Source organism: Streptococcus sp. 4155, assembly GCF_013276695.1.
GTDB classification, from domain to species: Bacteria; Bacillota; Bacilli; order Lactobacillales; family Streptococcaceae; genus Streptococcus; species Streptococcus pseudopneumoniae.
The window spans coordinates 1-13,259 of sequence record NZ_VMLM01000090.1; the positions used below are offsets into that span (position 1 = coordinate 1).

Here is a 13,259-nt window from a genome sequence, read left to right on the forward strand (position 1 = left end):
TTTTTATTATGAAATTAACTTATGATGATAAAGTTCAGATCTATGAACTTAGAAAACAAGGATATAGCTTAGAGAAGCTTTCAAATAAATTTGGGATAAACAATTCTAATATTAGGTACATGATTAAATTGATTGATCGTTACGGAATAGAGTTCGTCAAAAAAGGAAAAAATCGTTACTATTCTCCTGATTTAAAGCAAGAAATGATTAATAAAGTCATACATGAAGGCTGGACTAAAGATAGAGTTTCTCTTGAATACGGCCTCCCAAGTCGTACGATACTTCTTAATTGGCTAGCACAATACAAGAAAAACGGGTATACTATTGTTGAGAAAACAAGAGGGAGAGTACCTAAAATGGGACGTAAGCCAAAAAAGAGACCTGAAGAGAGGACAGAATTAGAACGTCTTCAAGCAGAAAATGAGTACCTGAGAGCGGAGAATGCTATCCTAAAAAAGTTAAGAGAACTCCGATTGAAGGAGGAAAAAGAGAAAGAAGAAAGACAGAAATTGTTCAAGAATTAATGACTGAGTTTTCGTTAGATCTTCTTTTAAAAGCCATTAAACTAGCTCGTTCGACCTACTACTATCACTTGAAACAGCTAGATAAACCAGATAAGGACCAAGAGCTTAAAGCTGAAATTCAATCCATCTTTATCGAACACAAGGGAAATTATGCTTATCGTCGGATTTATTTAGAACTAAGAAATCGTGGTTATCTAGTAAATCATAAAAGAGTTCAAGGCTTGATGAAAGTACTCAATTTACAAGCTAAAATGCGACAGAAACGAAAATATTCTTCTCATAAAGGAGACGTTGGTAAGAAAGCAGAGAATCTCATTCAACGTCAATTTGAAGGCTCTAAAACAATGGAAAAGTGCTACACAGATGTGACAGAATTTGCCATTCCAGCAAGTACTCAAAAGCTTTACTTATCACCAGTTTTAGATGGCTTTAATAGTGAAATTATCGCCTATAATCTTTCAACTTCACCCAACTTAGAACAAGTACAAACAATGTTGGAACAGGCATTCAAAGAGAAGCGCTATGAGAATACGATTCTCCATAGTGACCAAGGCTGGCAATATCAACACGATTCTTATCATCGGTTCCTAGAGAGTAAGGGAATTCAAGCATCCATGTCACGCAAGGGCAACAGCCCAGACAACGGCATGATGGAGTCCTTCTTTGGCATTCTGAAATCGGAGATGTTTTATGGTTATGAGAAGTCATTTCAGTCGCTTAAGCAATTGGAACAAGCCATTATAGACTATATTGATTACTACAACAATAAACGAATTAAGGTAAAACTAAAAGGACTCAGTCCTGTACAATACAGAACTAAATCCTTTGGATAAATTAATTGTCTAACTTTTGGGGTCAGTACAGAAAATCCTTGGTCGTATGCGTTTTATTATGGGAAAATGTACTTGACCTCTGTATTTCATTTTGAAAATGACAAAATCCTGAGTTTAGAGTTCTCAGGATTTTTCGTTTACTGTTGTGGTTGTTGTTGAGGGGTCTGTGGAGCTGGAGTTTGATTGGCTCCGGGTGTATTTGGTGCTTGGTTTTGACCATTGGTACTAGCATCAGGACTTGTGGCTGGTGCTTGATTTTGACTATTATTACTAGCATCAGGACTTGTAGTTGGTGCTAGGCTAGTAGAGCCTTCTGTACTTGTTGAGGAGTTTTCGGTTGAAGATGATTGGGATGTTGTTTCAGTCCAAGTCGGTCTTGCTCCATTTTGGAAAACAAACTGCCCATTTCGATAGATACCATCTGGTATATTCCAATCCTCTGGATTGCTTCCTTCAGACAGGTAGGTCATCATAGAGCGGTAAACTTTGGCAGCGACCGTAAGGCCATTGCCTACAAGTGGTGTCAGACGGTTAGAATAGCCTGTCCATACAGCCATTGAATATTTACGCGTATAGCCAGCAAATAGTTCATCAGGTGCTACAAACTGAGAGGTCTTGATGTGGTTTTCAATTTCCTCGTCTGTATAGTTAGAGGTTCCTGTTTTACCAGCCTGAGGGAGCCAAGCAAGATAGGCATTTCGTCCAGTTCCATAAGTCAAGACTGTTTTCATCATGTCGGTCATCATATAGGCTGTCGTTTCCTTCATGGCACGAGTTCCGACATTAGAGAGCTCTTTTTCACTCCCATCACTAAAGACGACTTTATGGATATACATTGGCTTATAGTAAGTTCCACCATTTGCAAAGGCAGCGTAAGCAGCAGCCATCTTTTCACTACTTGCTCCATATTTTTTGTCTGATTCGGTTGTGTTACTTGAAATGGCATTTGAGTAGTGAAGACTTGGGTAGTCGATTCCGAGACCATTTAGGAAAGTCTTGGCGCGGTTGAGTCCGACCTTGTTTAGCGTTTCCACGGCTGGGACGTTTCGCGATTGTTGCAGGGCGTATTGCAAGGTGATGTTGCCAAAGTAGCCCCTATCCCAGTTATAGACAGGGGTATCTGTCCCAGGATAGTTATAGGGCTCATCGTGAACGATAGTAGCAGTTGAATCGTAGACACCGTACTCCAAGGCAGGAGCATAGTCTGTGATCGGTTTCATAGTTGATCCCCAGTCGCGGTTTGTTTCCACTGCTTGGTTAATTCCGAAGGAAACATTACTTGACTGATGTCGTGCTCCTAGCTGGGCAATGACTTTACCGTTAGAAACATCGACAATGGTAGAAGCGACTTGCAATTCATCGTCTGGATAGGCAACGTATTCGTCTGTATTGTAAATATCCCACAGATGTTTTTGAGCTTCTTGGTCTACATTTGTGTAGACATCCATCCCAGTTGTGAGCAGGTTATAGCCTGTTTCTTCTTCAACTTGATTGATGACTTCCTTGAGGTAATTATCCATGTAAGCAGGGTAATTACTTGCTGATTTGAGACTTTGTAGTCCATCAGTAATTGGTGTGTTGACTGCTTTCTCATACTGTTCAGCAGAGATGTAGCCTTGATTTTTCATTTCAGATAAGACCAAGTTTCGGCGGTTTTGGGCTGCTTCTGGATGTGAATAGGGGTCATATTGGTTTGGTGCCTGAGGCATTCCAGCCAGCAAGGCTAACTGAGGTAAACTTAAATTATTGAGGTCTTTACCATAGTAGTTTTGAGCGGCTGTCTGCATTCCATAGTTGCCATTAGACATGTAGACCTTATTTATATAGTAGGTCAAGATTTCTTGCTTGGTTGCTTTTTGTTCTAACTGAATCGCTAACCAAGCTTCCTGAGCCTTACGAGAAATAGTCTGGTCGGAAGTCGAGGTTGAAAAGTAAGTCAACTTAATCAACTGTTGGGTGAGAGTTGATCCACCTTGGAGGGAATTGCTTTGCAGATTGCGCAAGAAAGCTCCCAGGATACGGATGGTATCAATCCCCCTGTGGTCGAAGAAGCGATGGTCTTCGATAGAAACGATTGCCTTAACCAAATCTGTGGGAATATCATTAGCTTGGGCATTGACGCGGCGTTCAGAACCCAAGTCGGCAATGAGTTGATTTTTATTGTCGTAGATTTTACTAGAAGTTGTTGCAACTAGTTTACTCTCGGATAGGGTAGGAGCCTTGCTAACGTAGTAGAAAAAAACTCCTCCGCCTAAGACGATGGTTGCGATAACCAAGCTTAAGAAGCTAATGCCCAGATACTTGATTAGGCGCAGAATCGTTGGTTTGTTCATCTTGTTTTACCACCTAATAAATATTCTTTGATAACATTGAGATAAGGAATTTGAGGGAAGGCACTAGCCTTGATTTCATATCCATATTCTCGAATATATCCAAGTGGCATTGATTTTTGTCCCTTATCTTGATGATAGAAGCGAATCAAATCGAATGCCGGCAATAAGTAGGTTTCTTGCTGAGAAGAAAAGTGAAGAAGGACAAAGCAGATTCCTTGTTGGGCAAGGACTTGTTCCATATGCTGAATCTGATGTGGATGAAAATTTTTCATCGGAATCGCACGTTTTTGTTTTGTTTCCTTGGCTTCAAAGTCGATGTAATATCCATTATAAACGCCAGAATAGTCCGTCGTTGAAGCTTGTCGAAAATAGGCTTCAACAATCTTGGCACGACTTCGTTGTGGATAGTCCACTCGTACGATTTGAATAGGGGTTGGTTTCTTGTGTATAACAGCCAAGCCCTGAGACAAATAGTAGTCGTTGGTAGCATTGATCATCTTTTCAAAAGACATTCCTCGATTTGCGAAATTTTTGGGTTGAGAAAGAGATGTTTGTCTTTTTTGTGATGAAAGTTTATGTGGATAGTTGACCATAATTCTCCTTATTGGTGCAATAATATCACTTTATTATACCATAAATTTGCACAGAAAGGGTTAAAAATGACTATAGCTTTTATCACAAGATATTTTTTCGCTTCATTCATATTCAGTTGGATCCTTTTCATATGACTATTCTACCAAATGGGATATTTTCACGTTCGATTTACTAAAGACATTATCACATTCGAATCACAACGTAGTATAAAAAATATAAATATCATTTGATTTAATTTTATAAATGTTATATAATGATGTCGAAAGCGCTTTACAAACAAGATATAATCTAGAGTCGTAATTATATAGGCTTGATTTTAGCTTTATTGTTTTATTGATTCGGAACATTCTTCTAGTAATTAACTACAGACTGATTAAACTTGGGATTGAAATTATCTCCATACTTATATATTTTGAAGGAATCTCTATGAAAGACATTATTCGGATACTATCTATTGGCTTTTTATGGATTCTGTTGATAGCAAATGTAGTGCATGCAGCAACTGCGATTACTTATAATGGACAGGGAATAAGAGGTAAATATTCAATACAAGCTTGGTACACTAACCGTAGAAGAACCTATACTGTTAATCATAACCAAACTCCTAGACCTGGGAGTGGGAACGTAGGGTTTAGAGTTTCTGTTGTGAGTCGTTCATGGATTGGTGGTAAAATATATGCATCATCTGTTTATTATGGAAAAACTAGTGGAACAATTAGTGTTGATCTAAATTCAGGTACTTATGGATTATATTTCAATACTGAGGATAGAGGTTTATATAATATTTCAGGTAGTGTGGCTTATTAATTGAGTATTTATTTGGATAAGTCTTTTATTAACTATTTTATAATTTTTTAGTTTAATACTCTTCCTTACTAATCATATCAATTGGTTTTTATAGTAAAATGAAACTAGAATAGTACAACATAATTTCTAAAGCATTGTTAGAAATTAATTTGAATGCCTCAAATGATTTATCCTCATCTTATTTCAATTTACTATAGTTTCTTTGTGAGTTTTGATGTAGAAAAGTATTTTGTGATGGATTATAAAGATTGAATAGATATAAGTTATTTTAAAACATACTTTTAAAGAGAATTTGGTAATAATAAGTGAATTATTATCAATTAAAAATAAGTTTGGTAAAAAATCTTTACAATCAGAAAACCGTATATTATCACGATTTTAAAATCTTTGATCATATACGGTTTATTATTGAAATATTTGTTTTCTCTTAAAATTGATGCTTTTATAAAATTAAAAAGCAATATAGGTAGTAGATATTTTCATAGATTTGTTACTGATTTTGTCAGTATTATCTACAACCTCGAAAAAGGATACTATTCAAACTGTGCTTAGTTCTTTTGTTTTCTGTTTACTATGAGTTTTCACCTGGCCTTCTTTAAAATCAAAGTTTACATGTTTTGTTGACAGTTTGCGTAATAAACATCGGAATTTAAATATATACTTTAAACAAATGCCTATCATTAGTACATATTATAAAAAATGATGCTCTTTCTGATTTTAAAGGAATGTAAATAGAATATCTAAGATTTGTAGTTTTATTTTATGTAATGAATTATCTTTTTTCCTAATCTGCTATCATGGATATTGCTTCCAATTATAAAACCTATTGTGTTTGTAAATATATCTCCTATATCAAAGAATCCGAGATGAAATACATATTGTGAGGTTTCTATTATTGTTATGAAAAAGATAAAACGCATGACTGTTTTAAAATTAAATTTAAATAATCCTCCTATTGGGATAAAAATTACAATATTTAAAAGAGGAATTGTTGAATCAATTAAAAGTGAATCTTTGATAAACTCAACGAGATTAAAGTTAACTCCCTGAATACCTAAATTTTTAAAAAGTAGCGAATAAACAAGAATTAAACAGTAAAGAAAATAAGATATTCTTATCAATCTAGTATCAAGTCTGTGCGTATAGCTAGATCTTAGGAAAGTGAATAAAAACAATGTTAGAATTAGAATGATGAATAGAGGTCTCCAGAAATCAGAGCCACCGGTAGGAAAACTAAAGATAGAGATGAATTGGAAGTAAAGGTATTCCATAAAAAACCATCTACAAATTAGGAAGGAAATAGCTAAATTTAAAAAATCAAGTATATATATTTTTTTCATTTTATAATCTCCTAAATTTCATTTATATACCATATTATATCATAAATTTGCACAGAAAGGGTTAAAAATGGCTACAGCTTTGGTTTTAGGCTATTCTGCTTTTGATTTGGGTTTGTTTTCTGACAAGGATCCTCGTCTTAAATTGATTAAAAAAGCGATACGTAAAGATTTAGAGGCTATGGCAGCAGATGGGGTGTCTTGGCTTGTATTTACAGGGACTTTAGGCTTTGAATATTGGGTTCTAGAGGTTGCGCAGGAGATGAAAACCGAATATGGTTTTCAGTTGGCCACCATTTTTGCTTTTGAAACCCATGGGGAAAATTGGAATGAAGCCAATCAGATGAAACTGAGCCGTTTTAAGCAGGTAGACTTTGTCAAATATGCTTATTCTCGCTATGAACACAAGGGGCAGTTAAGAGATTATCAGCAGTTTTTACTGGAAAATACGAATAGCTCCTATCTTTTTTATGATGAAGAAAATGAAACGAAATTAGCTTATTTTTACCAAAAGATGAAAAATCAAGAGGACTATTTTATAAAGAGATTAACATTTGATCAATTAAATGAACTTGCTGAAAATTTTTCCGAAAATTGAAGCTTTGACCTTGATTTTTGTTTGCCTTTTTTTATATAATAATACTAGCAATCGAGAATGGAGAGAGACATGGCAAGTATTATTTTTTCAGCAAAAGATATTTTTGAACAAGAGTTTGGGCGTGAAGTCCGTGGCTATAGTAAGGTAGAAGTTGATGAGTTTTTAGACGATGTCATCAAGGACTATGAAACCTATGCTGCCTTGGTCAAGTCACTTCGTCAGGAGATTGCGGATTTGAAGGAAGAATTAACTCGTAAACCGCAAGTGAGCTCGGCTCCAAGTCCTAGTCACCCAGATCCAATTGATGTGGCTGCTTCATCTTCTATGACGAATTTTGATATTTTGAAACGCTTGAATCGTCTTGAAAAAGAAGTATTCGGTAAACAAATTTTAGACAATACTGATTTGTAATTCAGGTCTTGTTACATGCAATTTTTGGATAATCGCGTGAGGAGAATTGCTTCTCATGAGGAAAGTCCATGCTAGCACAGGCTGTGATGCCTGTAGTGTTTGTGCTAGGCGAAACCATAAGCCTAGGGACGAGAAATCGTTACGGCAGTTGAAATGGCTAAGTCCTTGGATAGGTCAGAGTAGGCTTGAAAGTGCCACAGTGACGGAGTCTTTCTGGAAACGGAGAGAGTGGAACGCGGTAAACCCCTCAAGCTAGCAACCCAAATTTTGGTCGGGGCATGGAGTACGCGGAAACGAACGTAGTATTCTGACTGCTATCAGCTAGAGCTGTTAGTGGTAGACAGATGATTATCGAAGGAAGTGGTCCTAGTCACTTCTGGAACAAAACATGGCTTATAGAAAATTGCATATAGGTTGGGGCTGAGAAATTTTCTCAACCTCATTTTTTAAAGTGGACATATAGAAAGGTCTTGCAAGACTGTAACATGAAAAAAGAATTTAATTTAATTGCAACTGTGGCAGCAGGGCTTGAAGCTGTTGTAGGACGAGAAGTAAGAGAGCTGGGCTACGATTGTCAGGTTGAAAATGGACGTGTGCGTTTTCAAGGAGACGTGAGAGCTATTATCGAAACCAACCTCTGGCTTCGGGCAGCAGATCGTATCAAAATTATCGTAGGAACGTTCCCAGCTAAGACTTTTGAAGAGTTGTTTCAGGGAATTTTCGCTTTAGATTGGGAAAATTATTTACCACTTGGAGCTCGGTTCCCGATTTCAAAAGCCAAATGTGTTAAATCTAAACTTCACAATGAGCCCAGTGTTCAGGCTATTTCTAAGAAAGCTGTTGTCAAGAAATTGCAGAAACACTATGCTCGCCCAGAAGGTGTTCCTCTGATGGAGAATGGCCCAGAGTTTAAGATTGAGGTCTCTATTCTCAAAGATGTGGCAACTGTCATGATTGATACGACAGGATCCAGTCTCTTTAAACGTGGCTATCGTACGGAAAAGGGTGGGGCTCCTATCAAGGAAAATATGGCAGCAGCTATTTTGCAACTCTCTAACTGGTATCCAGACAAGCCTTTGATTGATCCGACCTGTGGTTCAGGAACTTTCTGTATCGAGGCAGTCATGATTGCTCGAAAGATGGCACCAGGACTTCGTCGCTCTTTTGCCTTTGAGGAGTGGAACTGGGTCAGCGATCGCTTGATTCAGGAAGTGCGCACAGAAGCGGCTAAAAAAGTAGACCGTGAGCTGGAACTGGATATCATGGGCTGTGATATTGATGCTCGCATGGTGGAAATTGCTAAGGCCAATGCTCAGGCAGCGGGTGTTGTAGGAGACATTACTTTTAAGCAGATGCGCGTGCAGGATTTGCGTTCCGATAAAATCAATGGTGTAATCATCTCCAATCCGCCTTACGGGGAGCGTTTATCAGATGATGCAGGGGTGACCAAGCTTTATGCTGAGATGGGTCAAGTATTTGCACCACTGAAAACTTGGAGCAAATTTATCTTGACTAGTGATGAAGCCTTTGAAAGCAAGTATGGTAGCCAAGCAGATAAGAAGCGTAAGTTATACAACGGAACCTTGAAAGTGGATCTGTATCAATATTTTGGTCAGCGTGTCAAACGGCAAGAGGTAAAATAGAAAGGGATACTCATGAGTAAAAAAAGACGAAATCGTCATAAAAAAGAAGGTCAAGAACCGCAATTTGATTTTGATGAAGCAAAAGAGCTAACAGTTGGTCAAGCTATTCGTAAAAATGAAGAAGTGGAAGCAGGAGTCTTGCCTGAGGATTCCATTTTGGACAAGTATGTTAAACAACACAAAGATGAAATCGAAGCAGATAAGTTTGCGACTCGCCAATACAAAAAAGAGGAGTTAGTTGAAACTCATAGTCTGGATGATTTAATTCAAGAGATGCGTGAGGCTGTAGAGGAGTCAGAAGCTTCTTCGGAGGAAGTTCCATCTTCTGAAGACATCTTACCACCCTTGCCTTTGGACGATGAGGAGCAAGGCTTGGATTCTCTATTGCTAGAGGATGAAACTCCAACAGAAATGACTGAAGAAGTGGAAGAGGAGCAAAACCTTTCTCGTCTGGATCAAGAGGACTCAGAAAAGAAAAGTAAAAAAGGCTTTGTTTTGACCGCTTTGGCGCTTGTATCAGTGATTATCTGTGTCAGTGCTTATTATGTCTATCGTCAAGTGAATCGCTCGACCAAGGAAATTGAAACTTCTCAATCAACTACAGCCAATCAATCAGATGTGGATGATTTTAATACACTTTATGACGCCTTCTACACAGATAGTAATAAAACGGCTTTGAAAAATAGCCAGTTTGATAAACTGAGTCAACTCAAAACCTTGCTTGATAAACTGGAAGGTAGTCGTGAACATACGCTAGCCAAATCTAAGTATGATAGTCTAGCAACGCAAATCAAGGCCATTCAAGATGTCAATGCTCAATTTGAGAAACCAGCTATTGTGGACGGTGTGTTGGATACCAATGCCAAAGCCAAATCGGATGCTAAATTTACGGATATTAAAACTGGAAATACGGAGCTTGATAAAGTGCTAGATAAGGCTATCAGCCTTGGTAAGAGCCAGCAAACAAGTACTTCTAGCTCAAGTTCAAGTGAAACTAGTAGCTCAAGCACTAGTCAAACAAGCTCAAATACGACTAGTGAGACAAGCCCAAGTAGTTCAAATGCTGCCTCAAATGAGACTAGAAGTTCTCGTAGCAAAGTCAATATGGGCGTATCAAGTGCGGGTGTTGCTGTTCAAAGAAGTGCCAGTCGTGTTGCCTATAACCAGTCTGCTATTGATGATAGTAACAACTCTGCCTGGGATTTTGCGGATGGTGTCTTGGAACAAATTCTAGCGACTTCACGATCACGTGGCTATATCACTGGAGACCAATATATCCTTGAACGTGTCAATATCGTTAACGGCAATGGTTATTACAACCTCTACAAGCCAGATGGAACCTATCTCTTTACCCTTAACTGTAAGACAGGCTACTTTGTCGGAAATGGCGCTGGTCATGCAGATGACTTGGACTACTAAGCAGTCGTTACAAAATTCTTTCTTTTCAAAAGTAAAAATGATAAAATAAAATAAATGAAACAAGAGGAGTGTCAAATGACAAAAGCTAACTTTGGTGTCGTAGGTATGGCCGTAATGGGTCGTAACCTTGCCCTTAATATTGAATCTCGTGGTTACACAGTTGCTATTTACAACCGTAGTAAAGAAAAAACGGAAGATGTGATTGCTTGCCATCCTGAAAAGAACTTTGTACCAAGCTATGACGTTGAAAGTTTTGTAAACTCAATCGAAAAACCTCGCCGTATCATGCTGATGGTTCAAGCTGGACCTGGTACAGATGCTACTATCCAAGCCCTTCTTCCACACCTTGACAAAGGTGATATCTTGATTGACGGCGGAAACACTTTCTACAAAGACACCATCCGTCGTAATGAAGAATTGGCAAACTCAGGTATCAACTTTATCGGTACTGGGGTTTCTGGTGGTGAAAAAGGTGCCCTTGAAGGGCCGTCTATCATGCCTGGTGGACAAAAAGAAGCCTACGAATTGGTTGCAGATGTTCTTGAAGAAATTTCAGCTAAAGCACCAGAAGATGGCAAACCATGTGTGACTTACATCGGTCCTGATGGAGCTGGTCATTATGTGAAAATGGTTCACAACGGTATCGAGTATGGGGATATGCAATTGATCGCAGAAAGCTATGACTTGATGCAACACTTGCTTGGCCTTTCTGCAGAAGACATGGCTGAAATCTTTACTGAGTGGAACAAGGGTGAATTGGACAGCTACTTGATCGAAATCACAGCTGATATCTTGAGCCGTAAAGACGATGAAGGTCAAGACGGACCAATCGTAGACTACATCCTTGATGCCGCGGGTAACAAGGGAACTGGTAAATGGACTAGCCAATCATCACTTGACCTTGGTGTGCCATTGTCGCTAATTACTGAGTCAGTATTTGCTCGCTACATTTCAACTTACAAAGAAGAACGCGTGCATGCTAGCAAGGTTCTTCCAAAACCAGCTGCCTTCAAATTTGAAGGAGATAAGGCTGAATTGATTGAAAAAATCCGTCAAGCCCTTTACTTCTCAAAAATCATCTCATACGCACAAGGTTTTGCGCAATTACGTGTAGCTTCTAAAGAAAATAACTGGAACTTGCCATTTGCAGACATCGCATCTATCTGGCGTGATGGCTGTATCATCCGTTCTCGTTTCTTGCAAAAGATTACAGATGCTTACAACCGTGATGCAGACCTTGCCAACCTTCTTTTGGATGAGTACTTCTTGGATGTTACTGCTAAGTACCAACAAGCAGTGCGTGATATCGTAGCTCTTGCAGTTCAAGCTGGTGTGCCAGTACCAACCTTCTCAGCAGCTATTACTTACTTTGATAGCTACCGTTCAGCTGATCTTCCAGCTAACTTGATCCAAGCGCAACGTGATTACTTTGGTGCCCACACTTACCAACGTAAAGACAAAGAAGGAACCTTCCACTACTCTTGGTATGACGAAAAATAAGTAGGTCTGCCATGGGGAAACGGATTTTATTACTTGAGAAAGAACGAAATCTAGCTCATTTTTTAAGTTTGGAACTCCAAAAAGAGCAATACCGAGTTGATCAGGTTGAGGAGGGGCAAAAAGCCTTCTCCATGGCTCTTCAGACAGACTATGACTTGATTTTATTGAATGCTCATCTGGGGGATATGACAGCCCAGGATTTTGCAGATAAGCTGAGTCGAACTAAGCCAGCCTCAGTCATCATGATTTTAGATCATTGGGAAGACTTGCAAGAAGAGCTGGAAGTTGTTCAGCGTTTTGCAGTTTCATACATCTATAAGCCAGTCCTTATCGAAAATCTGGTAGCGCGTATTTCGGCGATCTTCCGAGGTCGGGACTTCATTGATCAACACTGCAGTCTGATGAAAGTTCCAAGGACCTACCGCAATCTTAGGATAGATGTTGAACATCACACGGTTTATCGTGGTGAAGAGATGATTGCTCTGACTCGCCGTGAGTATGACCTTTTGGCGACACTTATGGGAAGCAAGAAAGTTCTGACTCGTGAGCAGTTGTTGGAAAGTGTCTGGAAGTATGAAAGTGGGACCGAGACAAATATCGTAGATGTCTATATCCGTTATCTACGTAGCAAGCTTGATGTAAAAGGTCAAAAAAGCTACATTAAAACCGTGCGTGGTGTTGGTTACACCATGCAAGAATAGAAAAGCAGTTGCAGTTGTGTAACTGCTTTTTTCAAATGGAGAAAGGGATGTCTTTCCGTTTTTTTCTTTGTATAGTGGATTGAAACTAGAATGGTACACCACAACTGCTAAAACTTTTCTAGAAATTAATTTAACTTTCCTAATCGATTTGTTCACATCTTATTTCAATTTACTATATTGACAGGGACGAACAGATGTGTTACAATTTTTTTAGGAGGATAAAATAATGAAGAAAACATTTTATCGCAAATTCGGTATTTCAATTATTGCGGGTACTTTATTAGCTAGCCTGCTATCGACAGTATCTGCTTTGACTGTTATTTCAAGTACAGGCGAGGAGTATGAGGTAAGTGAAACATTACAAGAGAGTCCAGGAACTAATAATTTTTCACTTCCCGATGTTTCACCGACTTATGGTCAATATTATACAAATCAGTCAGAAGTCATTATTGGTAAAAATGATTTAGTTAAGGTAAAAAATACTTTACAATATCCTTACTCTACATCAGCTTATGTAGAGTAAGAATTTTGTGGTGTGAAAAATGGTAAAGATGTAACT

General features: G+C 38.4%; 11 protein-coding genes, 1 other RNA gene and 1 pseudogene. 10 read left to right on the forward strand and 3 right to left on the reverse strand.

Annotated elements, in window-relative coordinates:
* The first annotated feature begins 8 nt into the window (after positions 1 to 8).
* A protein-coding gene (locus HT715_RS10150) for an IS3 family transposase (protein WP_172922940.1) occupies positions 9 to 1,357 on the forward strand; the annotation gives its coding sequence in 2 pieces (ribosomal slippage) (positions 9 to 450 and positions 450 to 1,357; 1,350 coding nt in all).
* A 137-nt stretch (positions 1,358 to 1,494) separates the two neighbouring features.
* Here the strand turns inward: HT715_RS10150 and pbp1a are convergent.
* On the reverse strand, positions 1,495 to 3,690 hold the full coding sequence (gene pbp1a / locus HT715_RS10155; RefSeq protein ID WP_001039981.1) for a penicillin-binding protein PBP1A: 2,196 nt from the start codon (positions 3,688 to 3,690) through the stop codon (positions 1,495 to 1,497).
* Complete coding sequence (gene recU / locus HT715_RS10160; protein WP_000248778.1) at positions 3,687 to 4,283, reverse strand: Holliday junction resolvase RecU; 597 nt, start codon at positions 4,281 to 4,283, stop codon at positions 3,687 to 3,689. The genes pbp1a and recU overlap by 4 nt, the downstream gene beginning before the upstream one ends.
* A gap of 427 nt (positions 4,284 to 4,710) precedes the next feature.
* Here recU and HT715_RS10165 point away from each other — a divergent pair, with 427 nt between their 5' ends.
* Complete coding sequence (locus HT715_RS10165; protein WP_054392695.1) at positions 4,711 to 5,091, forward strand: hypothetical protein; 381 nt, start codon at positions 4,711 to 4,713, stop codon at positions 5,089 to 5,091.
* Between the two features lie 755 nt (positions 5,092 to 5,846).
* On the opposite strand, the gene HT715_RS10170 is transcribed toward HT715_RS10165, so the two are convergent.
* Positions 5,847 to 6,431: a VanZ family protein gene (locus HT715_RS10170; RefSeq protein WP_000725526.1), complete on the reverse strand. Its 585-nt coding sequence runs from the start codon at positions 6,429 to 6,431 to the stop codon at positions 5,847 to 5,849.
* A gap of 67 nt (positions 6,432 to 6,498) precedes the next feature.
* Here HT715_RS10170 and HT715_RS10175 point away from each other — a divergent pair, with 67 nt between their 5' ends.
* The 8 genes and pseudogenes from HT715_RS10175 to HT715_RS10210 form a co-directional block, all read left to right on the forward strand.
* Positions 6,499 to 7,026: a DUF1273 domain-containing protein gene (locus tag HT715_RS10175; RefSeq protein ID WP_023935618.1), complete on the forward strand. Its 528-nt coding sequence runs from the start codon at positions 6,499 to 6,501 to the stop codon at positions 7,024 to 7,026.
* A gap of 69 nt (positions 7,027 to 7,095) precedes the next feature.
* Positions 7,096 to 7,437 carry a cell division regulator GpsB gene (gene gpsB / locus HT715_RS10180; RefSeq protein ID WP_000146532.1) on the forward strand — a complete coding sequence of 114 codons (342 nt, stop codon included), beginning with the start codon at positions 7,096 to 7,098 and terminating at the stop codon, positions 7,435 to 7,437.
* A 20-nt stretch (positions 7,438 to 7,457) separates the two neighbouring features.
* Positions 7,458 to 7,838, forward strand: an RNA gene (gene rnpB, locus HT715_RS10185) — RNase P RNA component class B.
* 84 nt (positions 7,839 to 7,922) lie between these two features.
* Positions 7,923 to 9,080: a class I SAM-dependent RNA methyltransferase gene (locus HT715_RS10190; RefSeq protein WP_138706607.1), complete on the forward strand. Its 1,158-nt coding sequence runs from the start codon at positions 7,923 to 7,925 to the stop codon at positions 9,078 to 9,080.
* Between the two features lie 12 nt (positions 9,081 to 9,092).
* Positions 9,093 to 10,499 carry a mid-cell-anchored protein MapZ gene (gene mapZ / locus HT715_RS10195; RefSeq protein ID WP_172922939.1) on the forward strand — a complete coding sequence of 469 codons (1,407 nt, stop codon included), beginning with the start codon at positions 9,093 to 9,095 and terminating at the stop codon, positions 10,497 to 10,499.
* 75 nt (positions 10,500 to 10,574) lie between these two features.
* Positions 10,575 to 11,999, forward strand: a complete 1,425-nt coding sequence (gene gndA, locus HT715_RS10200; RefSeq protein ID WP_000158778.1) for an NADP-dependent phosphogluconate dehydrogenase — start codon at positions 10,575 to 10,577, stop codon at positions 11,997 to 11,999.
* 11 nt (positions 12,000 to 12,010) lie between these two features.
* Positions 12,011 to 12,700, forward strand: a complete 690-nt coding sequence (locus HT715_RS10205) for a response regulator transcription factor (protein WP_000518020.1) — start codon at positions 12,011 to 12,013, stop codon at positions 12,698 to 12,700.
* A gap of 226 nt (positions 12,701 to 12,926) precedes the next feature.
* Positions 12,927 to 13,220: pseudogene (locus HT715_RS10210) on the forward strand (choline-binding protein G); the annotation flags it as partial.
* Between the last annotated feature and the right edge of the window lie 39 nt (positions 13,221 to 13,259).